The organism is Nocardia sp. NPDC127579 (assembly GCF_042672005.1).
Taxonomy (GTDB): Bacteria; Actinomycetota; Actinomycetes; order Mycobacteriales; family Mycobacteriaceae; genus Nocardia.
On record NZ_JBHXVZ010000003.1, the window covers coordinates 61,050 to 83,204 of the forward strand.

The following is a 22,155-nucleotide window of genomic DNA, read 5'->3' on the forward strand; positions in this document are numbered from 1 at the left end:
GACGAATGACAACGACGATCACCGCCACGCTGCGGGATCTCGCCGCGGGCTTGGCGCAGCGCGGAGCCGGATTCGACGTGCGCGGAAAAGTCGCGTTGATCACCGGCGGCGGAGACGGGATCGGCCGGGCCCTGGCCCGGGAACTGATTCGCCGTGGCGCCCGCGTGGTCCTGATCGACGTCGACGCCACCGCGTTGCGCGACGCCGCGAGCGAATTCGGCGCGGCCGCTGTCACCGTCGAGGCCGACGTCCGGGACCGCACCGCGCTCGCCGACACCGTTCGGCACACACGCGAGCGGTCCGGGAGCATCGACCTCGTCATCGCGAACGCCGGAGTCACCCCACCCCCGGCGACGCTGCGGCGCATCGAGCCCGCTGCCTTCGAACGCGTCCTCGACATCAACCTCACCGGTGTCTTCAACACCGTGCACGCCACCGCGGACGCGGTGATCGATGCCAAGGGCCATATCGTGGTCGTGTCGTCGTGCGCGGCGTTCGCGCCCGGTCCGGGCGGCGCGGCATACATGATCAGCAAGGCCGGCGTCGAACAACTCGGACGCGCGTTGCGGCTCGAACTCGCCGCGTACGGCGCCAGCGCGGGCATCGCCTACTTCGGCCTGGTCGACACCCGGCTGGCGCGCGCCACGCTCGACGACGATCCGGCCGGACAGGCCCTGGAGTCCTTGCTGCCGCCGGTGTTTCGCCGCCGGATCAGCGCCGACGACGCCGCGCGCGGCGTCGTGGACGGCATCGAGCGCCGGGCCGGTGTCACCGTGGCCCCCTCGGTCTGGCGGATCTGGTCGCTGCTGCGCGGCGAGATCGCCGCGCTCGGTGACGGAATCCTGTCCCGCGACAAGCGGATCCACGCACTGATCGAAGACCTCGAAACGCGGGACGCGGCCCGCACGGACCACTGACCCCTCCAATACCAGGAGTTCTCGCCCATGTACCTCACGCAGGGACTGCATCGCTCGGTGCAGCAGATACCCGATCACGTCATGACGACCTTCGGTGATCGCACCCGAACCTTCGCCGAGGTGGCCGACCGAGTAGCGCGGCTGGCCGGAGCGCTACGCGGACTCGGGGTCGGCGGCGGCGATCGAGTCGCGATACTGGCGCTGAACTCCGATCGCTCAGCGAGTATCTACTCGCTGTCCCGTGGGCCGACGCGGTGCTCAACCCGGTCAATATTCGCTGGAGCGTCAAGGAGATCAGCTATTCGCTGGCCGACTCCGGCACCACCGTACTGTTCGTCGACGACGCGTTCGCTCCGATGCTGCCCGCGATCGCACACGAATACCCGGGCCTGCGGACGGTCATCCACTGCGGCGACGGCCCGGCACCCGAGAACACGCTCGGCTACGAAGATCTCGTCGCCTCGGGTCAACCCGTCGAGGACGCGCGCCGGGGCGGCGACCAACTCGCCGGGATCTTCTACACCGGCGGTACCACCGGCTTTCCCAAGGGCGTGATGCTCAGCCACGCCAACCTGACCACGGCCACGCTGGGCGCGATCGCCACCGGATATCTCATGGGGCCGGGCAGCTCGTCGCTGCACGCCGCGCCGATGTTCCATCTCGCCGATCTCACCACCTGGTACGCGCAGCTGCTGCTCGGTGGCGGTCATGTGATCGTGCCGATGTTCGATCCGCTCGCCGTCCTCACCGCGATCGAGACCCACCGTGTGACGGACATGTTGTTGGTGCCGGTCATGATCCAGCTGCTCGCCGACCATCCCGACGTCGCCGCCTACGACCTGAGCAGTGTGCGCGGCATCATCTACGGCGCCTCGCCCATTTCCGAAGCTGTGCTGGCTCGCGCGATGGCAGTGTTCGCCGGAGCCTCGTTCACCCAGGCCTACGGCATGACCGAGCTGGCGCCGATCGCCACTCTGCTCGGCCCCGACGACCATCGCGCGGGGCGCCTCCGCTCGGCCGGACGTGCCGTGTCGCACGCGGAGGTCCGCGTCGTCGACGCGGACGGACGCGAGCTGCCCGCCGGCGGGGTCGGCGAGGTGATCGTGCGCGGCGGCAACGTGATGCTCGGCTATTGGAACCGGCCCGAGGACACCGCCGCCGCCGTCCGCAACGGCTGGATGCACACCGGCGACGGCGGCTACCTGGACGCGAACGGCTACCTCTACATCGTCGACCGGATCAAGGACATGATCGTCAGCGGCGGGGAGAACGTGTACTCCGCCGAGGTGGAGAACGCCGTCGCCGCCCATCCGAATGTCGCTGCCTGCGCGGTGATCGGCGTGCCGGATCCGGAATGGGGTGAACGAGTGCACGCGGTCGTCGTCTGCGCGCCCGGCACGACGGTCGAACTCGCCGAGCTCCGCGCGCACACCAGGGAACTCATCGCCGGATACAAGGCGCCGCGCAGCCTCGAACTCGTGGCGGCATTGCCGGTGTCGGGTGCGGGCAAGGTGCTCAAGCGTGAGCTGCGGGAAAAGCACTGGGCCGGATCGGGCCGAGGGGTCAACTAGGTATCGTCGTGCGGGTGGCCCGCATGGAGACGACGCAGGAAGCGACGAAACGACGGTGGCGTGGCATCGACCCGGAACAGCGGGCCGCCACCCGCCGGCGTCAACTGCTCGACGCCGGGCTGGAGCTGCTCGGAACGGTTGGCGCCGTGGAGATCTCGATGCGTGCGGTCTGCCGCGAGGCCGCCTTGACCGAGCGCTACTTCTACGAGAGCTTCACCAATCTCGAGGATCTCATGGTCGCGGTTCTCGAGGAGGTGGTGTTCGGTGCGCGGGAAACCCTGCTGGCCGCGCTCGCCGAGGCTCCCGCGGATCGCGCCGATCGGGTCCGTCGCGTGGTCCGCGCCTTCGGCGACTACCTGACCGCCGATCCGCGCCGCGGCCGGGTGATCTTCGTGGAGTCCCTGGCCACGCCCGCGCTGGCGCATCGCGGCGACGAACTCATCGCCGAGTTCACCACCCCGATCGCGGCGACACTGGCCTCCGACGGATTCGGCGCCCCCGGCGCCGACGAAACCGATATCGCGTTGAATTCGACCGCGATCTTCGGCGCCCTCGCCTTCCTGTACCGCCCGATCTTCACCGGCGTCGCCACCCTGGAGCGGTCGCGCTTCGACGAACACGTCGCCCGGATCATCGAGAACATCTCCGATGCCCGATCCGGCTCGCAACGCCTCGCCGAACCGGAATGACCGTCAGTCCTCCGCCGCATGGCCGGGGCGGAGGATGACGACGGGGATCTCACGGTCGGTCCAGGCTTGGTAGGTGTCGAAGTCGGCGAAGGCCGCGACGAGCAGCGGCCACAGTCGCGCACGCTGCTCGGCGTCCGCGGTGGCGGCATGGACCGGAAAACGATCGCGGCCGATCTGGATGTGGGCATCGGGCGCGGCTCGCAGGTTGTGATACCACTGCGGATGTTTGGGCAACCCACCCTGTGACGCGACGATCACCGTGTTGTCGCCGTCGCGGATGAACAGCAGGGGAGTGGTGTACTCGGTGCCCGACTTGCGCCCGCGATGCTCGAGCAGCAGGGTCGGCACGGGCCGCCGAAATCCCGCGCCGATCCGCCATTTGCCGCCGATACGTCCGCTGGTGCGTCGATAGATCCACACCTGTGCTCTGCCAACGTGTTTGAAGATCGTCGGCAGCATCGGAGAATCGAGCTGCTTCGGGCGTGGCGGTATCGCGGTCACCCACAGACCATACAACTGCGACCATCTGTATGGTCGATATCTCGCGATCGCGCCAGGGTTCGCCGGGTATCGGTGTGCGAACCGGCTACGGGCAGATGGGCGAGGTCTGCTGCAAGTTGGTGGCCAGGGCGCACGTCCAGAGCCGATCGAGTTTCCAGCGGCCGTCCTCGGCGGCCAGGGGCACCTGGCTTTCATTGGTCTGGCCCGAGAACCTCAGTGTCGCAGCGGCATTGGCGGTGCCGTTGCAGTAGTCGGTGACACCGTCGATGGTGACGCCGAAGTCTGCCTGCTGTAGCGCGGGAATCATGCGGTTGAACAATTCGGGGTCGCCCGCGCCGCCTTGGAGCAGATCGATCTTGTCGGCGGCGGGGACGTCGGGGTCGAGGCCGCGCTGGAGCAGGCCGGTCAGCTGATCGACGGTCGGCGAGGGCGGATATTTGCCGTTCTGCGAGCAGTCCTTGCTGGTTGCCGTGGACGTCGTCGACGGTGGCCGGTCGGTTCCGCATCCGCTCAGTAGGGCCGCGCAGGTCAGGAATGCGGTGATCGCCGGTAGAGGTCGCATGGGAATCTTCTCCGTTTCGCTCTGGACTAATTTACTTCAAAAACATACAGTGAAACTGCAAAAAGATTTGTAGAAATCGGCGAACGGATCCGAATGAAGCTCACCGACCTGGCCGGACTGGTCCTGCGAAACCCGCGGCGCATCGTGGTCGGCGCCCTGCTGTTCGTCGTCGTGGCGAGCGTCTACGCGGCGCCCGCCACCTGGAAGTTGCCCTCCGGCGGGTTCTTCGACGAGCCCGGCGCCGAATCCACCAGGGCCGAGCAGATACTCGAGCAGACCTTCCAGGCCGGGGGATCGTCGCTGGTGTTCACGGTGACCGGGTCGGAAGGCGTCGACAGTCCGGCGGCGATCGATCGCGGTCAGGCGATCGTCGCGGCCCTGCGAGGCTCTCCCCATGCGCGGCAGGTCATTTCGTATTGGACCGTCCCGCCCCAGCTGAACAGCGCACTGGTGAGCGGCGATCGGCGGACCGGGCTGGTGGCCGCGCAGATCGCGGGCGACGACACCTCGGCCCCGGCCCGGGCCGACGAACTGGCCGCGCGATTCGTCGGCACCGCGGACGGCGTCACGGTCGCCGCGGGCGGCCAGGCGATGGCGTTCCGGGAGGCACAGGACCGCTCCCGGGCCGACCTGCTGCTCATGGAGGCGATCGCGATCCCGTTCACCTTCCTGGCGCTGGTCTGGATCTTCGGCAGTGTGTTCGCCTCGGCGCTACCGCTTCTGGTCGCTGTCTTCGCCATCGCAGGCACCCTGGCGTCGCTGTGGACCATCCACTTCTTCACGAACGTCTCGATCTACGCGGTGAACCTGACCACCGCGTTCAGTCTGGCCCTGGCCATCGACTACACCCTGTTCATCGTCAATCGCTACCGCGAAGAACTCGCCGGTGGCCTCCCACCGGAACGAGCGTTGGTGGTCACGCTGAACACCGCGGGCCGCACGGTGACCTACTCGGCGCTGACCATGGGACTGACCATGGCGACGCTGACGGTGTTCCCGCAGTACATGCTCCGGTCGCTGGGCTACGGCGGCGTCATCGCGGTCACGCTGTCGCTGGTCGGGGCTTTGATATTGGCTCCGGCACTGATCGTCCTGCTGGGAACGCGCATCGACGCGCTCGATATCCGTGAGCCGATCGCGCGTCGGCTGGGTCGGCCAGGGCGTCGTCCCGAGGAGGGATTCTGGTATCGAGCGGCGATCTTCTCGATGCGCCGTGCCGTGCCGGTCGTCCTGGTCGGCGGTGCGATCCTGCTGGGGCTCGGCGCGCCGTTCCTCGGCATCGAGCTCGGCTACTCCGACGACCGGATCCTGCCGTCGTCGACGATGTCGCGCCAAGCCGGTGATCTCCTGCGATCGGAATTCCAGCAGCAGAACGTCACCGGCAATGTCGTGATCGTCATCCCGGCGGGCGTGACCTCGCCCGGTGCGGTCGCCGAGTACGCGCGGGAGCTGTCGCTGGTCGAGGACGTCACCCGGGTCGCGGGCCCGAATGGCCTGTACGCGCAAGGCCGGCCGGTCAGCGCCGCGACCTTCGGCGCCGCCCTCGAAGGCGATGCCGCCTACCTGACGGTGTCGACCACCAGGGACCCGTTCACCGACGGCGGCAAGAACCAGCTGGCCGCGCTGCACGCGGTACCCGCGCCCGCGCCCACGCTGTTCGGCGGGATCGCGCAGCGGAATCTGGACAACTCGGCCGGCATCACCGACAAGATTCCGCTGGTCGCCGCCCTGGTCGCCGCGATCACGCTGGTGCTCATGTTCCTCATGACCGGCAGCGTGCTCATGCCGATCAAAGCGCTGGTGATGAACGTGCTGTCGCTCGCGGCCGCGCTCGGAGTCGTGGTGTGGATCTTCCAGTCCGGTCACCTCGGTGCGCTGGGCACCGCGGGTGGCGGCGGCTACGGCACCATCGCCTTCGTGCCGCCGCTGCTGGCGTGCATCGCCTACGCGCTCGCGATCGATTACGAGGTGTTCGTGCTGTCGCGGATCCGCGAGGAATGGCTGCGATCCGGCAAAGGGCCTGGCGCCAACGAACATTCGGTGGCCTTCGGGATGGCGCGCAGCGGCCGGATCGTCACCGCCGCGGCCCTGGTGATGGTCATCGTGTTCGTTGGGATCAGCGCGGGCGAGGTGCTGTTCATGCGCGCCCTCGGCGTCGGGCTCACCCTCGGCGTGCTGGTCGATGCGTTCCTGGTGCGCACCTTGCTCATTCCCGCGTTCATGAAACTCGCCGGTGGCGCGAACTGGTGGGCGCCGGGTCCGCTGCGGCGCTGGCACGACCGCTGGGGATGGACCGAAACCGAGATGCTCCCGGCAGAGCGGGAACTGGTCGAGACGAAGGAGCTGGTATGAATCCGATGAGCGGTCCAACGGTACTCGTCGCCGGTGCGGACGGAGTGCTGGGATCCACGGTCGCCTCGGTCTTCGCCGAGGCGGGCTGGCGGGTGCTGCGCGGCACCCGCAGGAAGCGCGATCTGCCCGGCTCGGTGCCGTTCGATCTCGCGCGACCGGAAACCCTCGGTCCCGCGATCCAAGTAGCCGACCTGACCGTCAACACCGTCCCCGACGACGACCTGGCCGCGGAGCACTGGGCCATGGCCAATGGTGGCCGCGTGCTCACGCTGGCGTCCGTGCCGGTGAGCGCGGCTCGCGCACTGCGAATTCGCGCGGCGCGGCAGCGGAATCGTGGTGCCGTCGTGCTCAACGCCGGGTTGGCGCCGGGGGTCAGCAACCTCGTCCTCGCCGACCTGCTCGCGCGTCATCCGGAATCGGACACCATCGAATTCGTGATGTGCCTGCCCGCGAGCGGAATGAGCGGCCGCGCCGGCGTCGGATGCGTGCACGAGAATCTGACAACCATAGGTCGGCACGGCGTCTACACCAAGCGGTCACCGCGCCATCACGCCATCCGCCTGAACCTGCCGGATCCGGTCGGCGCGACAACGTGTTTCGGCTTCGCCGAGCGCGAGCGCGCCTGGCTGCTGGACACCGTCGGGGGCCGAAATGTCCACAGCTTCGCGTACTTCGATCAGAAGCTGCTGCACGATCTCGTGGTCGCCCTGAACCCGCTCGGATTGCTGTCGGAGGTGCCCAGAGCGCCGTTCCTGTTCGGCCGTCGATCGGCGCCGGCGCAGCCGAGTAGCGAGCCCATCATGCATTGGGCCGCCGTGTCGGCGCGCGGCAACCGCCTCGCCGAGCGCACCATCGAATGCGCCGGCGGGTATCTGCATGCGGCCAGGGCAGCCCACGTGTTCGGGTCGGCATTGCTGGACAGTCCGCTGGCGGCGAGACTCACCGGGTGTGTCAATCCAGAGGAAATATTCAGCCTTTCCGCACTCGACCGGAAATTCAAGGACGTCGGAATCGACATTGTCGACCGAGCCGAAATCGAGTCATTGACATGAAAAAGAACCGTGCACTCCCAGAACATTCCTGGTTGGTAGGCTGGTGGGATGGCTCGACGTGCATACAACCAGTTCTGTAGCCTCGCGTGGAGCTTGGACGTCGTAGGGGAGCGGTGGACCTTGCTGCTCGTACGCGAGCTCATGTCCGGCCCCAAGCGCTACACCGACCTGGCCGGCGCCCTCGACGGCATCGGTTCCAGCCTGCTCGCGGCGCGCCTGCGCCAGCTCGAAGACGACGACATCATCGCCCAACGCCACCTGCCGCCACCTGCCGCCACAACCGTCTACGAATTGACCACTGTGGGAACGGAATTGGCGGAAGCGCTGCTGCCGCTGGTGCTGTGGGGCGCGCGGCACCGCGCCGATGCGCAGAACCCCGGCGACCCCTACCGCGCCGAATGGGCCCTCGGCTTCATCGCGCAACTGATCGACCGCGACGCCCTCGCCGAAACGGACTACACCTACCGGTTCCGCCTCGGCGAAACCGAAGCCTACCTGCGGGCCAGCTCTCGAGAAGTCACGGTCCGACCGGGCCCTCTGGACCGATTCGACGCCACGGTGGCCACGGATCCGGGCACTGTGATCGACATCAGCGCCGGCCGACTGGCCCTGTCCGAGGCGATCACCACCGGCCGCGTCACCGTCGACGGCGATCCCGACGCACTGACGAAGCTGTTCCAGGTGTTTCCGGATCGGATTCCGGACCGGGTTCGGATCACCGCGGAGTAGATGGCACGGTGACAAGCGCGGGCTGGGATGCCGGACTGCCGACAGAACTCGAAGCGGCCCGGGAACTGTTGTGGGGAGACAGGCAAATCTGCACAGCCCCGATCGCCGAACCCGAAAGCGCGGACTACGGAGCGTTCGCCTTCTCGGTCGACGGCGCGCCGGTTCGATTCCGTATCGCGAAGACGACACCCACGAAACCGGGCCAGTTCGTCACAGTCTGGCAACGCTCTAGCGAGGGGCCCATTCGTCCGTTCGATGTCGAGGATCGAATTCGGTACTTCGTGATCAGCGTCGCCGATGGCGAGAATCACGGGTACTTCGTCTTCCCACAGGAAGCATTGGTGCGGCGAGATATCGTTTCGCGCAACGGGATCGGCGGTAAGCGCGGCTTCCGGGTCTACCCGCCATGGGCCGCCGTGACAAGTGATCAAGCCCGGCGAACACAGTCGTGGCAGCTCGAATTCTACGCAGCGCGAGTCGTCGACGATTGATACCTGCGGATCTCGGCCGCTATCGAGGGTCCAAGCGACCAGGGCACGGGGGCCAAGTCGAGGTGTTCGACGGCGGCCCCTACCCGCGCGACAAGAACGTCTCCGCGCTCAATTCGACCGCCGATGTCTCACAACCGACAATCCTCCGAGCACTGCTCGGCCGCCGATCGCGTCCACCACGCCGCAACAAACCTCCAGGCGTATCTCTCGACGTGGACCCACGCAGGCAGCGCAGATCGAGGAGGAGGACCGGTACTGTCGACGCAAACCTGGCTGGACTACCGAGCAGATATTGTGCTCGGTGGTTCCACACCGACGTCGTGTCCGCCCTGCTCAGGGATCTCATCGATATCGACACCCAAACCATGTCGTGCTCCGTGTCGCCGAGCGCTTTCCGCTGAACAGCTGTTACCAGCGACTCAGGTTTTGCAGATTTGTGACAGAGCTTCGGGGACTGCGACCGTCGCAGGCGTATACAACCGTGCCATGGTCGAATATTGTTGCAGCGCAACGGCATCTGTGATGAGTTGTGTCCGGAGGGGGACTTGAACCCCCACGCCCGATAAAGGGCACTAGCACCTCAAGCTAGCGCGTCTGCCATTCCGCCACCCGGACCGGTGGATGTGCGGTCGATCAAGATCAACTGCGCTTGAGAACTATAGACAATCAGGATGGTTCGGCGCCAATCGCCGTGGTGACGTGCACACGGTCGGCGCCGATCCGGTCGATACGGGCGCGCCCCCAGACGCCGAGGGGCGCGAGGGCGGCGTTGAGGGCCGAACCGAGTTGGGTGAGTTCGTATTCGACGCGCGGTGGGATCTCCGGGTAGACCTCGCGGCTGACGATGCCGTCCTCTTCGAGTTCGCGCAGGTGCTGTATGAGCATCTTCTCCGAGACGCCGGGCAGACCGCGGCGGAGTTCACCGAAGCGGCGCACGCCGTGCTCCTCGAGCTCCCACAGGATCAGCGGTTTCCATTTGCCGCCGATGACGTCCATGGCGGCGTCGATCCCGCAGAAGTATGGTCCGGATCTCTTCGCGCTCACGCCACAACCTCTCTACCTGTTCACACACCCATTTGTCAGTACCCGACCAAATAGTAGGTACTTGTCCGGACAACGGCCTTCGAGCACGGTTGATTCCAGCGCGCTGACCACCTGACAACCAGCAACGAAGGAGACACCCGCGATGGCGGACACCACAGTCACAGTTCTCGGTCTCGGCGCGATGGGCCAGGCCCTGGCCTCGGCATTCGTGAAGGGCGGCCACCCGACGACGGTGTGGAACCGGTCCGCGAGCAAGGCCGCCGACCTCGTCGCCGCAGGCGCCACCGCAGCAGGCTCGGCCGCGGAGGCGGTGCGGGCGAGCGAGGTCGTCGTGGCCATCCTGCTCGATCACGCTTCGGTGCACACGGTCCTCGACCCGCTGGTGGGCGACCTGCGCGGCCGCCAGCTGATCAACCTCACCAGCACCGCCCCCGAGGAGTCCCGAGAACTGGCGCGATGGGCGGCCGAACACGGCATCGACTACCTCGACGGCGGCATCATGGCCGTGCCCCCGATGATCGGCCAGCCCGGCTCGTCCCTGCTCTACAGCGGTTCGCGCGAGGTATTCGACCGCAACCTCGCCGCCCTCGAATTGCTCGGCACCGCCGAGTTCTTCGGTGCGGACGCAGGTCTCGCGGCGACCTACGATTTCGCCTTGCTCGCCAATATGTACGCGATGTTCACCGGGTTCATGCACGCCGCGGCGATGGTCTCGTCGACGGGCGGATCGGTCGCGGACTTCGGCAACCGGGCTGCCGCCTGGATCGGCGCCATGTCCCAGATGCTCCCCGAGTACGGCCGGATCATCGAATCCGGCGACTACACCACCGAGGTCCAGCACCTCGCGTTCCAGAAGGCCGCGCTCGACGCCATCGTGCGCGCCAGCCAGGACGCGGGCGTCGCCCTCGACGTGGTCGCCCCGATCAAGAACCTCGTCGACCGTCAGGTCGCGGCCGGCCACGGGGCCCTGGCCTTCGAGCGGACGTTCGAGGAACTGCGCTGACCCCTGGTCGGCCGACCCCGAACCACGTCGCTGACCGGCCCGAATCCGCCCGGCGGGCCACCACCCGCCGGGCGATTTGGTCCCAGCCGACACATCCGTTAACCTTGCTGAGCACACCGGTCCGGGTGGCGGAATGGCAGACGCGCTAGCTTGAGGTGCTAGTGCCCTTTATCGGGCGTGGGGGTTCAAGTCCCCCTCCGGACACGACCAGTACACCCACGGGTGGTTTTGGCGAAGCTTCTGCCAAGACCACCCGCTTTTCGTGGTTGAAGGTCGGTATAAGGCCGAGTTGACGATACACCTCGTGCTTGTTCGCAGGGTCTGCACTTTGCAAGATCGTCAGCAAGCCGCCGAGATTGTCGACCATCTCCCGGATCTCCTGTCTGCTCATCCGCCGCATGGGCTGCGATTTCGCTTCCAGGGTGGCGATCTGCTCGACCGCGAGTGCTCGTTCCTTCTGCACCTCGCGGGTCCACTGGGCAATGAGTTCGGGGTCGGCACCGGATTCCAGCGCGGCGCGGTGGCGGAGGAGTTTCTGGTCGTAGGCGGCCAGCGAACGTCGGGCCGAGTCCAGAGCGTCTGTGCGGCTGGCGGGTTGGACGTTTTCCAGTTGTGCCAGGGTTTCCTCGATGTGGTCGGAGGCGAATACCTCGGCCAGCCAGGCATCGACCTGGCCGATGATCTGGTCTTCACGCAGATACACCGCGAACGGGTGATCCAGGTTGTTGGCGAGTGCGTATTCCGAGGGATACCGGCAGCGGTAATGGGCGCGGCCGTGGTTCCATGCGCCTTGCATTCGCCGTTCGCAGGCTTCGTGCAGGATCAACCCTCGGAAGGCGTAGGGGTGGCTGCCACGGACCTCTCTACCGGTCGAGCGCGGCCCGTGCGAGGCCAACCCGCAGGCGGACCTTCTCGAAGTCCTCGACGCTGACCAGTGCTTCGTGCGCGGGCTGATCGGAGAAGACCCACTCGCCCTTCGGGTTCCACGTCAGCTTGGTCGGGTGGTCGAGCGCGACATCCTCGACATCGATCAACGATTCCTGTTTACGCTGCTTGTTCCAGACCTCGTGACCGGTATAGCGCGGGTCGGTCTAGATCGTGCGCACCGCGCTCTTGGACCATGCGACAGCGCACCGATGCAGGTTGCGCTGACGGTCATAGGCCGACGGGCACGCGATGCCGTCGGCAGACAGCCGCTGCGCGATCGCGAAAACGCCGATCCCGCCCAGGTATTCGGCGTAGATGCGCTGGACGACAGGCCCAGTGACCGGGGCGATTCCCAGCCGGTGCAGCCGGATGCCGTCCGCGGCTTTGCCGGGATTGGGATGCGGCCCGGCATCGACGAGCTGGTACCCGAACGGTGGGCGGCCGAGGTAGCGGCCTTCGGCCGTGGCGGCGCGGACGCGGATCTTGATCCGGTTGCGTTCGCCTTTGGACAGGCCACCGAAGACCGACATGATCAAGTCGCGGGCCTCGGAATCCGGGTCGATCGGGCCTCCGACCTCGGGCACCCACACAATCAGTGTGGTCCGCGCTTGATCGTCCTCACCGCCCCGGATTCCGATGCCTTGACCGTGACCAACTCTCGGCCTCGAACATCTCCGCGCCATGCGGAGGCGCGGCAGACCGCACGAGCATCCGAACCTCAGTCAAGAGTTGCACGGGTGGGAGCATCAGCCTGAAGACAGCCTGGCATAGGGGGTCCAGATACTTGTGGAGGCCGCACAGATGCGTTCCGGCGCTAGAGCCTTCGGGACTCCGGTCTGTTCGACCGATTTCGCGCGGAATCAGGTGTCTCCGCCTCGAGCTCAGTCGCGGTCGTCTCGACCTGGAAGGTATGCTCGGCGCGGTTTGAGGCCTGGCTTCTTCGGGGTGCCGTCAGGATGGTAGTTCTCGTCGTCCCAATCGAAATCATGAGCACCGAACCGGTCGGAGAGCTGGACACGGTCCTCGGGCCGGACTGCATCACGCTGCCGATTGAACTCGGCGAACTTGGCTGCGGCGTCGTCCAGCTCCTCCTGGCTCAGCGGCGGCAATCCGAGTTCCTCTCGGTTTGAAAAATATCGACCTTTATACCATTCACCCATCGAGCTTCCATCCTATACTTCGATCATTTGTACAATTATACGCCCGGGATTGTTCGGGTCGGGGAACTTGTTCACAACTTCGAATGAAGTACCCGATTTGAAGAGTACCTCCTGCTCCTCAGGCTTGCGCGCGAACTCCTCAACACTCTTGCCGTGCTTGGATATTATCTGCATCTCGACATTTCCTTCGAAGGCGGCAGTCGGGCTGCGGGCTGTGCTCGTGAATGCAGTCTCGGTGACGACGCTGCCTGGCTCGTAACGTGCAAGATATTCTGCATCCAGATTAACGCGGCGCGTCACTGTTCCGGTGTAGTCGGGTAGCTTATCCAACGCCGCATTGATATCAGATATTCTCAGATCATCAACCTTGCTTAGGGCGCCGTTGCGTATCTTCCAGTTCAACTCTTCCGCAACAGGACCCGTGTACTCCCAGAGCGCCTTCTTGTCGATATCGGTTAGCGCTGGCTTCGTAGGTAGGGCAGGCGGCCGATTCGGTTCTGTGTCGCTCTTGCGTAAGCGATCACGGAGATCAGTGACAGCCTTCTTGGCTTTCGCCATATTTGCCACGGCGTCATCGGCGACTCCCTTGATCTGGAGCCATTTCGCCGATCGCCAAAGCTTGACCGCGGTCTGGATCTTCCCGGCCCACCGTCGCGCCGACTCGACCGCCTTGGCGCCGGCTATCAACCCGCCGACACCGGTGAGGGCCGTTGCGATGATCGTTATCGCAATATCGAGCGCAGCGTCTTCGACGATTCCTTCTATGAATTCCTTGATATTCTCGCGAAGTGCCTGGATGGATTCCTTGTAGTCCGTGCAGGCTTTGCTGATCTGCTTGCAGATGCTGAGCAGTTCGCCCATGGAATTTTCCAAGGTCTTCAGGTCATCGCGAACTTGCTGCACGTCATCGGACACCACATTGGCGAACAAAGTGCCAGAGATTGTGATCTTGTCCTTGGCATTCGTGTTCTGGTATATCGTGCCAAGTCGATCCCACGCCTCGGCTGCCTTCGCGAGCTTGTCGGTGTCGCCGTCGGGGAGCGGGCAATTGATCGCATCCAGGACTTCGACGGCAGCCTTTGCTAAACCGATGCCGCTTCCGCCTGCGGTCGCTGGAATGTGGTACGGCCCGAAAGTGTTGCCGTCGCGATCTTTGGGGCGCTCGGGCTGTGTGGTTCCTTGCAGTTTCGCGTCGGATTGGGCGTGGGAGAATCCGAGGTCGTTCAGTGCAACACCGTAGGCATAGAGGGCGTCATGGGTAGCCTCGAAGAACGCAACCGCTTCGGTCGCCGACTTGTCGTAGGAGGCTGCCCAGGTTCGTCCATCCTCGTCGATGCCGGCCATACGGCCGCAGTTGGAAAGCTCAGTGAAGACGTATCTGAAGCTGTCCCAGAGCGCATCGGCGGCATCGAAGCAATTCGTGGCGGCCTGATAGTAAACCTTCGCGTCGACGTCTACCGTCGTCATATGCCAAGGATCTTTCGGTTCTCGGCCATGGCGTCGGTGTAGCCGGAATGAACGGCCCTTATGCTGGCTTCGAGGACCGCGAGCCCTTCTTTCATATCGGTCACTCCGGCCAACCACTCGGATTGTGCTTCGCGGTACGCTTCAGCTGCGTCGCCGACCCACACGCCTTCAACGTCTTTGGCCTTCTGTTCGAATTCGGCCAGCCGATCCGCGATTGCGGCGAGATATCCACGCATACGTGCTGCCAGGGCTTCGAGCGTGTCCAAGTCAACTGAAAATGGCGGAGTGTCTGTCATCAGATTCTCCGTTCAGGGGAGGTCGAGGGAACTGATCTCCGCGGAGAACGATTCGTCGACGGTCCCCAAAGATTGGGCGGTTACCCCCAACTTCGCCGCGAGATCGAACAGTGCGTCCCATATCTGGTCGGCACCTTCATGAAACTCATCCCAACCGGCTGCGAATGTGCTGGCGTTGTTGCCCGACCATCCGTCGATCGTTGCTCTGACGTCAGTGACAAGTGATGCGTATCCAGAACGGCACTCTCCTGCGAGATCGTAGGCCAAGCGCCCCAAAGCCTTAACCTCCTCGGGGTCAATCGAGAGAGACGACACTCCGCTGGTCACCTCCTACCGTTCTCATACTGGACTCCTTCACTGCACCCCTTGCGATAGCCCCCGCCGACTGATCGCTCACTTGGTCGACCAGAGTATCGGCTTCGCAACTGAGCCTTGATAATCCGAGCCCGCGGCTGGTCGTCGATCCCCTGACAGCACATCACTTCACCAGGGCGAGGCAGAGCGCGAACGGTAGACCAGAGATCTCTGTCACACCTAAGCCGGAGCAACGCGGTCGGCGACTACGCCGAACCGGAGAGCGATCCGTGACGGACATGGGCAAGCGGCCGCACCGGCCCGTCGGCGCACAACGGTGCGTCGATCAACTCGAACACAGCATCAGGTCGGGTGGTCACACAGTGATACAGCTCCCGCCCGACCGCCGACAGGTCCCTGCAAGCACCGGCAGCGCCGGCGTCGTGCACACTATTCAACTGAAGCCCTTGGTCGAGATTCTTTCTGTCGCAAGATGAATCACCCAAGGGCTTCGTTCAAGATCGACCGGGGCCTGTCTGACCAGCCCCGAGGTTAAAACTCAAGCTAGTTCGCGAGTGCCGGGCCGGGTCCAGAGCGTCTGTCTGGCTTGCGGGTTGGCTGGTCTCCAGCTGTGCCCAAGGTTTCTTTGATGTGGTCGGGGCCAGCCATGCATACACACCGCAAACGGTGTAGCGGGGTTGTTCAAGATCGTGTGTACTGCGCTCTTGGCCCACGCCACAGCGCACCGACGCTGTTCACGCTACATGCGCAGAACCCATCACCCTGACAGGCGGCACCATCGATCCACGGAGGACGCTGTTCCCAGTTCCGCTCGTGCTGCTGGATTCTCGGCATAGAACGTCAGGTAGTGGTAGAGCATGGATCCGTTGACTGAGAAACGTGGGCATTCAATGAAGATCCAGCCGGCGAGTGGCAGACGGTCGAGTTGCCACAGCCGCTTCGTCTTGCCGTTCAGTTTCAGGCTGGGTGTCGTGTAGTGCGGCTCTGCACCGACCACGCCGGTAACTATGATCAGCGGTGCCCGTTCGAACGCGGTACCGACTTTGAGAAGATCTCCCCAGGCCAGGGATGATTGCGAACTCCAGCCGTAGTGGATTATTTCGGTTTCCGTGAGTGCAATTCGTCCACGCCGGAGCCGTCCTGTGAGGGCAAGCGCAGGTGCGGATCCGGAGAATAGTCCGATGCCGGCGAATATCACAACCAGCGGCCAATGCGTTCGCCAGGCGGCCCCTGCGATCTCGACTGCGGCAGTGATGAATATCGTCGCGAAACACAGCCAGAATGCTTGATACAGACCAAAATACACACTCGAGCCGGGTACGACCGTTGCTGGAATGTCATGTCCTCGATCGGTCCTGACCGCGGACCGGTGGGCAATTCTGAGATCCGCGATGATCCCCAACGCGAGCACGAAGATCAGCGCGAGCCCGAACAGCGCGACATACTTCGAGACGGCCTGCGCCGCAGCATCTCCACTGCGCCGCATGGCCAGGGCGCCGACTGCGCACACGACGACCAGCCCGCAGAGTCCGACCGCCGACACGATGCGCTTTCTTACCTGCCCGGCTGCTCCTGGCCACGGACTCTGACGCTGGTTTTTCTCAGAAGATCGCATTCCACGCCTTCGAGACACCGCCGCCAATCGCTTTGCCGGCGCCGCCGAGCGCATTCGCTCCGCCGTCGACCGCACTACTCAGACTCAAACCATTCGTGTACATCGAGTCGATCGCTCCTGAGGTGAAGAGACCCACTACCGCGCCGCCGACGGCCCCGACGGCCGTTCCCGCAACCGGAACCGGAATAAATGAGCCGATCGCCGCACCCGCGGCAACTGAGGCGGCGAAACCGCCCACTCCGGAGACAATGGCCTGCTCGGGGTCTTTACCGTTGTAGATATCGTATGCGACACCCACCACCGCTAGCGCACCACCGACTCTCAATCCGATTTTTGCACCACTCGCTTTGGCCCTTGCCGCATCGTCCAACGCCTCGCCGGCGTTCTTGAACAGTTGCCGACTCCAGTCAACGTCTCGATAGAGCACCGCGCGAGGAGTGCCTGCCGGGGCATTCTTGGCCTCGATCAGCGTTTTGAGAGCGTCGCTGGACAGTACAGCTGAATTCGCAAGAAGCGTCGATGAGTGTTTTGTAAAGAGGGTTCCTACGGCACCGTTCACCATGTCACCGACGACCACGAACCACTTATCCTTGACGTCGTTCTGCATGTTTTTCCACGTAGAACCCCAGAAGCTCACCTTCCCTCGCACTTCTTCCGCGGCCTGCGCGGCAGTGTTATAGGCCGCTATCTTGTCGGCGTTACCTTCGCCAGGCTTCTCGATGACATTTTCCTTGACGGATAGACCCGCGGTCGAGGCGTTCTTGCGGATCGTCTCCATATCCGACTGTGCCTGCTGTACCTGATTTGCGAGATTGTCGAACTCCGTGGCGTATCCACGTACCTTGGCGACAAACTCGTCTGTTTTTGTGACTGTGTTTTGCATCTTGGTCGAGAACGCATCACCCGCCTCACCTTCCCAAGCGGAATCAGCCAGGACCTTCACCTTGGCGAGATCGTCTGCGGAGGAGGCTAATTGGCTGGCCAGCGTGTCACGCAGCCATGCTCCTACAGCCCGAATGCTCGTAGGGTCACCGTCGACCTCGGTATCAATAGACATTGTTACCCTAGCTTCCACGTATCCCGAATAATTGCGTCAGCGGTGGTGTCGTCCTGTTCCTTGTACTTCTTCGCGGCCTCAGTGACAGCATCAGCGCTCGCAGCCAGGCCCACTACGAGTTGGCCGGCCCCTTCCAGCACCACTGACAGGATGGCCAATACGGAGGGCGCTACCGTTCCGGCATCAACGGTGTCGGGTGTCTTCTTGCTCGTACCATCGAGTTCCGTGCCGGAGGTCGAGAGCGTAGTTGCGATTGTTGCCAGCGTGTCGAGATCTATATTCAGCTCGGTCATGCTCGCATGTTCCTGTGCTCCTCGGGAATGTAAACGTCCAGAAGCAGGATGTCGAAAGGCCGAGCTTGATACAGGGCGTCCAGCGAGACTGTGGTTGTCCACATCCACGGCTGGTCGCTTCCACAACATTCATGAAGGCGATCCAGAGCCGAATAAGCCATGCACGCAACTCTGCCGTCACGCGTCTGTCTCATCATGATCTGCGCGTCTTCGATACTGTGAACCTCCGTCAATACCGGCAGGTAGACGACTGGTGGAAAGTCCTTAGGCATGGGTTTGGGAGAAGGCCGAGACCCGGTCGCCGATTCGCCGGGGCGTGCAGGTGCCACCAGAGGCGGTGGGTTGAACGGAGGAGGCTCGGCGGGACGCGGGGTCTGCTCTGAGCGGCGCGTCGGCTGGAGCGGCGCCTCATCCCACTCTTCGTCGGGGTCGTCATAGTGGTTGTAGAAAGGCTGGCCAGGCATTATTTCACCTCTGCGTAGGCGGCGGCCGATATTGCGGGTAGCGTAATCTTTTCTGGAATCGGCATGACCCGCGTTCGGATACCCTCTTTGGGCGGACAACACCGGTCGTTTGTTTGGATCAAGCGCGTCGCTACGAGGCACTATACGAAATTCCTTGTGCAGGAGCAAACGTCGTTCGATGTCCTCGCGACAGCTGCTGCGGATCTGGGACTAATCGCAGCTCATGCGTATGACTCGGTTCAGGGGGAGGCCGAAGACCAGATCATCTTGTGCCCCACCCTGCGGAGTTTCGACACGCATCCGTGTCGGTCAAGGTTCTGCTGCCCGCGGACCACGACAATCGATGCGACCAGCACTGATCGTCGAGCCGAGGAGTTGATCCAGGGATGGCGTTGGACTATGGGGATCGCACCGATTTCGAGAACGCTGATCGTGGATTCATCGCGACGCTGAGTCCGATGACCATCCGCAACGACAAAGGCACGATCGTCTTCGATACCTCCGGGTATGCGTTTCTGGATGGGCCGTGCCCGGACACGGTGAACCCGAGCCTGTTCCGTCAAGCGCAGCTCAATGTGAAGAACGGCCTCTATCTGGTGGTGGAGGGGATCTACCAGATCCGCGGTTTCGACATCTCGAATATGACGATCGTCGAGGGCGACACCGGTGTGATCATCATCGACCCGCTCATTTCGGCCGAATGCGCCGCGGCGGGCCTGGCGCTGTACCGCGAGCATCGCGGCGACCGACCGGTCACCGGCGTCATCTACACCCACTCGCACGGGGACCATTTCGGTGGTGTGGCCGGTGTGCTGCCCGACGGTCCCGGTGCGGTGCCGATCCTGGCGCCGGCCGGGTTCATGGCCGAGGCGGTCTCGGAGAACGTCTATGCCGGTACCGCGATGACGCGGCGCGCCAGCTACATGTACGCCATCGGGCTGACACCGGCCCCGGATGGGCAGATGAGTACCGGGCTGGGCATCCAGACCTCCACGGGCACCTTGAGTCTGTACCCGCCGACGGTCGATATCACCGAGACCGGGCAGCGCGAGACCATCGACGGCGTTCCCATCGTGTTCCAGATGACGCCCGGCACCGAAGCGCCGGCGGAGATGAACTTCCACTTTCCGCGCCAGCGGGCGTTGTGCATGGCCGAGAACGCCACCCATAATCTGCACAACCTGCTGACCCTGCGGGGTGCGCTGGTGCGTGATGCCCGGGTGTGGTCGCGATACATCGACGAGGCGATCGACATGTTCGCCACCGATTCCGAGGTCGCCTTCGCCTCGCACCACTGGCCGACCTGGGGTACCGAGAATCTCACCGAGTTCCTCAGTGTCCAGCGCGACCTGTACTGCTACCTGCACGACCAGACCCTGCGCATGCTCAATCAAGGGTTGACCGGTGTCGAGATCGCCGAACAGATCGAGTTGTCGCCGGGGCTGGACGACGCCTGGTCCGCGCGCGGTTACTACGGCTCGGTCAGCCACAACGTCAAAGCCATCTACCAACGCTATCTCGGCTGGTTCGACGGTCATCCCAGCTCGCTGTGGCAGCATCCGCCCCAGGCCGCGGCCACACGCTATGTCCGAGCTTTCGGCGGCATCGACACCGTCGTCGAGAAGGCGGCCGGTTTCAGCCGGGACGGCGATCTGCGTTTCGCCGCCGAACTGCTCAAGCACGCGGTGTTCGCCGACCCGGATCACGCCGCCGCCAAAGCCGCTCTCGCCGAGGTCTACACACAACTCGGCTACGGCTCCGAGAATGCCACCTGGCGTGGTTTCTATCTGATGGGTGCCAAGGAACTCCGCGAGGGCGTATATCCCACGGCGCTGAACCTTGCCGGTGGTATGGCGGCCGCACTCTCGATCGAGCAGCTTTTCGACACCGTGGCCATTCGGGTGAACGGGCCCCGTGCAGCCACCGAATCACTCGTCATCGACTGGAATTTCACCGATCTGAACTCCACCGTGCGGCTGACGCTGTCCAACGGGGCACTCATTCGCACCGTCGATCCTCGCCGCAAGGCCGATGTCGACCTCACGCTCACCCTCACCAAACCTCAACTGCTGGCCCTGTTGGGCGGGCAAGGATTCGAAGGCGTCGACCACATCGGCGACATCGGCGTCCTGCACCGGCTGCTCGGCCTCCTCGATGAACCCGACCCGAACTTTCCGATCGTCACACCCTGACCCGCACGGTGCCGGGCGCATCTGTGGCCCGGCACCGTATTTCAAGTCAACTGTGGCTCTTGATGTTTCAGCGCGGAAGCGCTAGGAACAGTCGATGACGGACTTGCAGTATCCACAGTTGGACAGAATCAGGTCGATACTTCGTGCCCTCGGCCTGACGGCAACTGCTGTCAGTATCGCCGTGCTCTCGGGGTGCGCCACGGACGAGAGCGCGGACGCCGGGTTCCGTACTCCACATTCCGCTGCCGAGGCATTCGCGGACGGAAAGCCGGGAGACAGCACATTGATCTGCAAATCCGATCTGGACAAGGCCAACCTCGCGGGCTGGCCCAAATCGAGATTGGCCAGCGTGGATGTCGCGTCGAACGGCGAGAAGGGCACCTTCACCGTCGACGTCCCGGTCACCGCCGACGGTGGCACGTCGACCCAATCCTTCACCTATGACCTGGTCATGGAGGACGGTGGCTGGAAGGTCTGCGGTCTGCTGGGCTGACGGTGCATGCGGCGGCACAACGAATTCACCCCAGGTGGGTGAGGCGGGCGGGGTAATCATCGGAAAGGCTGCTCGAGAATCCGCTACGCCGGAAGGACCGATCATTGAGGGACGCAGCAGGCGGTGTGGTCGCGGCGCTCCGCACCAGTCCGGCCGGTCGGATGCTGTGGCGGATCGTCGAAGGCCTCGTCGAGATCCAGGTGGTGGATCGCTCGCTGGCCCTGGCGGCGCAGATATTCACCTCGGTCCTGCCGGTGATCATCGCGACATCGGTTTTCAGCGGCTGGTCCGCCGCCGCCGACACCATTCGCGATCAGTTCGGATTCGACACCGGGACTTTGGAATTGGGTGACGCGGCCGGGTCCTCGGATCCGTCGCTGGCCGCTTTCGGTGTGGCCGGGTTCCTGATGGTGGTTCTCAGCGGTACTTCGTTCGCCCGTGCGTTGGGCCGGGTCTACGGTGCGGCGTGGCAGGTGCCTTCGATGGGTCCGCGTGATGCGTGGCGGTGGCTGGCGACGCTACTGGCGGTCGCGCTGGCCGTCGGTTTGGTCGGGCAAACCCGCGATCTCACCCACCTCGCCTACGTGGGACGCCCGCTCGCGCTGATCGGCGAAATCGTGGTGTGGACCCTGGTCTGGACACTGACCCCGCTTCTGCTGACGAAAGACGCGCTGACCGGGCGCATGCTCTGGGGGACCGGATTGCTGACCGCTGCCGGTCTGACGGTGGTACATGTGGCGGGGCGGGCGGTCCTGCCACGGACCGCCGCCAGCGCCCGCCAGCATTTCGGCCCTCTGGGGCTGGCGTTCACCTCGGTGAGCTGGCTTTTCGTGATGTCGCTTGTGATCGTCGGCGCGGCATCCATGGTCGGGTCGTTGGCGGCGGATGAATCGCTGATCGGTCGGTTCCTGCGTGGACCCGAACGGAACGAGCGGGCCGCGGAACAGTTGTAGGTTGCCGGTGAC

The 22,155-nt window shown here is 64.3% G+C and carries 20 protein-coding genes, 2 tRNA genes and 3 pseudogenes; 12 read left to right on the top strand and 13 right to left on the bottom strand.

Annotated features, from left to right (window positions below; genetic code table 11):
• Positions 1-5: 5 nt before the first annotated feature.
• From ACFVMC_RS12565 to ACFVMC_RS12575, 3 genes and pseudogenes are all read left to right on the top strand, one after another.
• A complete protein-coding gene (locus ACFVMC_RS12565) occupies positions 6-917 on the top strand; it encodes a short-chain dehydrogenase/reductase (protein ID WP_379209655.1) in 912 nt (303 codons plus the stop codon).
• Positions 918-944: 27 nt separating this feature from the next.
• Positions 945-2,488, top strand: a pseudogene (locus ACFVMC_RS12570) (long-chain-fatty-acid--CoA ligase).
• Between the two features lie 23 nt (positions 2,489-2,511).
• A complete protein-coding gene (locus ACFVMC_RS12575; protein WP_379209657.1) occupies positions 2,512-3,177 on the top strand; it encodes a TetR/AcrR family transcriptional regulator in 666 nt (221 codons plus the stop codon).
• Between the two features lie 3 nt (positions 3,178-3,180).
• Here ACFVMC_RS12575 and ACFVMC_RS12580 read toward each other — a convergent pair whose 3' ends face one another.
• The gene (locus tag ACFVMC_RS12580) at positions 3,181-3,636 is read right to left on the bottom strand and encodes a nitroreductase family deazaflavin-dependent oxidoreductase (RefSeq protein ID WP_379210564.1); all 456 of its coding nucleotides are present in this window, start codon (positions 3,634-3,636) and stop codon (positions 3,181-3,183) included.
• A gap of 127 nt (positions 3,637-3,763) precedes the next feature.
• On the bottom strand, positions 3,764-4,240 hold the full coding sequence (locus ACFVMC_RS12585) for a hypothetical protein (protein ID WP_379209659.1): 477 nt from the start codon (positions 4,238-4,240) through the stop codon (positions 3,764-3,766).
• Positions 4,241-4,333: 93 nt separating this feature from the next.
• Here ACFVMC_RS12585 and ACFVMC_RS12590 point away from each other — a divergent pair, with 93 nt between their 5' ends.
• From ACFVMC_RS12590 to ACFVMC_RS12605, 4 genes are read left to right on the top strand one after another with little or no spacing between them, the layout of a single operon-like run.
• A complete protein-coding gene (locus ACFVMC_RS12590) occupies positions 4,334-6,592 on the top strand; it encodes an MMPL family transporter (RefSeq protein WP_379209661.1) in 2,259 nt (752 codons plus the stop codon).
• A gap of 5 nt (positions 6,593-6,597) precedes the next feature.
• Positions 6,598-7,644 (top strand): hypothetical protein, encoded by a 1,047-nt coding sequence (locus tag ACFVMC_RS12595; RefSeq protein WP_379209663.1) that lies wholly within the window; start codon positions 6,598-6,600, stop codon positions 7,642-7,644.
• A gap of 48 nt (positions 7,645-7,692) precedes the next feature.
• Positions 7,693-8,373 carry a winged helix-turn-helix transcriptional regulator gene (locus tag ACFVMC_RS12600; RefSeq protein ID WP_379209665.1) on the top strand — a complete coding sequence of 227 codons (681 nt, stop codon included), beginning with the start codon at positions 7,693-7,695 and terminating at the stop codon, positions 8,371-8,373.
• Between the two features lie 8 nt (positions 8,374-8,381).
• Positions 8,382-8,864, top strand: a complete 483-nt coding sequence (locus ACFVMC_RS12605; protein WP_379209666.1) for a MepB family protein — start codon at positions 8,382-8,384, stop codon at positions 8,862-8,864.
• 530 nt (positions 8,865-9,394) lie between these two features.
• Here the strand turns inward: ACFVMC_RS12605 and ACFVMC_RS12610 are convergent.
• Together ACFVMC_RS12610 and ACFVMC_RS12615 are read right to left on the bottom strand one after the other, a co-directional pair.
• A tRNA-Leu gene (locus ACFVMC_RS12610) sits at positions 9,395-9,479 on the bottom strand.
• Between the two features lie 51 nt (positions 9,480-9,530).
• Positions 9,531-9,908 carry a winged helix-turn-helix transcriptional regulator gene (locus ACFVMC_RS12615; RefSeq protein WP_379209668.1) on the bottom strand — a complete coding sequence of 126 codons (378 nt, stop codon included), beginning with the start codon at positions 9,906-9,908 and terminating at the stop codon, positions 9,531-9,533.
• 133 nt (positions 9,909-10,041) lie between these two features.
• Here ACFVMC_RS12615 and ACFVMC_RS12620 point away from each other — a divergent pair.
• Both ACFVMC_RS12620 and ACFVMC_RS12625 read left to right on the top strand, forming a co-directional pair.
• Positions 10,042-10,911 (top strand): annotated as a pseudogene (locus tag ACFVMC_RS12620) (NAD(P)-dependent oxidoreductase); the annotation flags it as partial.
• Positions 10,912-11,030: 119 nt separating this feature from the next.
• Positions 11,031-11,115 (top strand) — tRNA-Leu (locus tag ACFVMC_RS12625).
• Positions 11,116-11,774: 659 nt separating this feature from the next.
• Here the strand turns inward: ACFVMC_RS12625 and ACFVMC_RS12630 are convergent.
• The 9 genes and pseudogenes from ACFVMC_RS12630 to ACFVMC_RS12670 all read right to left on the bottom strand — a co-directional run bounded on the left by ACFVMC_RS12630 (position 11,775) and on the right by ACFVMC_RS12670 (position 18,505).
• A pseudogene (locus tag ACFVMC_RS12630) lies at positions 11,775-12,521 on the bottom strand (recombinase family protein).
• Positions 12,522-12,719: 198 nt separating this feature from the next.
• Complete coding sequence (locus tag ACFVMC_RS12635; RefSeq protein WP_379209670.1) at positions 12,720-12,998, bottom strand: hypothetical protein; 279 nt, start codon at positions 12,996-12,998, stop codon at positions 12,720-12,722.
• Positions 12,999-13,010: 12 nt separating this feature from the next.
• Positions 13,011-14,465 carry an ADP-ribosyltransferase gene (locus tag ACFVMC_RS12640; protein ID WP_379209672.1) on the bottom strand — a complete coding sequence of 485 codons (1,455 nt, stop codon included), beginning with the start codon at positions 14,463-14,465 and terminating at the stop codon, positions 13,011-13,013.
• Complete coding sequence (locus ACFVMC_RS12645) at positions 14,462-14,761, bottom strand: WXG100 family type VII secretion target (RefSeq protein WP_379209674.1); 300 nt, start codon at positions 14,759-14,761, stop codon at positions 14,462-14,464. The genes ACFVMC_RS12640 and ACFVMC_RS12645 overlap by 4 nt, the downstream gene beginning before the upstream one ends.
• A 12-nt stretch (positions 14,762-14,773) precedes the next feature.
• Positions 14,774-15,088, bottom strand: coding sequence for a WXG100 family type VII secretion target (locus ACFVMC_RS12650; protein ID WP_379209676.1), 315 nt, complete (start codon positions 15,086-15,088; stop codon positions 14,774-14,776).
• A gap of 745 nt (positions 15,089-15,833) precedes the next feature.
• Positions 15,834-16,691 (bottom strand): stage III sporulation AC/AD family protein, encoded by an 858-nt coding sequence (locus ACFVMC_RS12655; RefSeq protein ID WP_379209677.1) that lies wholly within the window; start codon positions 16,689-16,691, stop codon positions 15,834-15,836.
• Positions 16,678-17,748, bottom strand: coding sequence for a WXG100 family type VII secretion target (locus ACFVMC_RS12660; RefSeq protein ID WP_379209679.1), 1,071 nt, complete (start codon positions 17,746-17,748; stop codon positions 16,678-16,680). The genes ACFVMC_RS12655 and ACFVMC_RS12660 overlap by 14 nt, the downstream gene beginning before the upstream one ends.
• A gap of 2 nt (positions 17,749-17,750) precedes the next feature.
• A complete protein-coding gene (locus ACFVMC_RS12665; RefSeq protein ID WP_379209681.1) occupies positions 17,751-18,041 on the bottom strand; it encodes a hypothetical protein in 291 nt (96 codons plus the stop codon).
• Positions 18,038-18,505, bottom strand: coding sequence for an SAV_915 family protein (locus ACFVMC_RS12670; RefSeq protein WP_379209683.1), 468 nt, complete (start codon positions 18,503-18,505; stop codon positions 18,038-18,040). Before ACFVMC_RS12670 ends, ACFVMC_RS12665 begins: the two co-directional genes overlap by 4 nt.
• A 386-nt stretch (positions 18,506-18,891) precedes the next feature.
• Here ACFVMC_RS12670 and ACFVMC_RS12675 point away from each other — a divergent pair, with 386 nt between their 5' ends.
• From ACFVMC_RS12675 to ACFVMC_RS12685, 3 genes are all read left to right on the top strand, one after another.
• Positions 18,892-20,697: an alkyl/aryl-sulfatase gene (locus ACFVMC_RS12675; RefSeq protein ID WP_379209684.1), complete on the top strand. Its 1,806-nt coding sequence runs from the start codon at positions 18,892-18,894 to the stop codon at positions 20,695-20,697.
• 94 nt (positions 20,698-20,791) lie between these two features.
• Positions 20,792-21,190: a hypothetical protein gene (locus ACFVMC_RS12680; RefSeq protein ID WP_379209686.1), complete on the top strand. Its 399-nt coding sequence runs from the start codon at positions 20,792-20,794 to the stop codon at positions 21,188-21,190.
• A 104-nt stretch (positions 21,191-21,294) separates the two neighbouring features.
• On the top strand, positions 21,295-22,143 hold the full coding sequence (locus tag ACFVMC_RS12685; protein WP_379209688.1) for a hypothetical protein: 849 nt from the start codon (positions 21,295-21,297) through the stop codon (positions 22,141-22,143).
• The last annotated feature ends 12 nt before the right edge of the window (positions 22,144-22,155 follow it).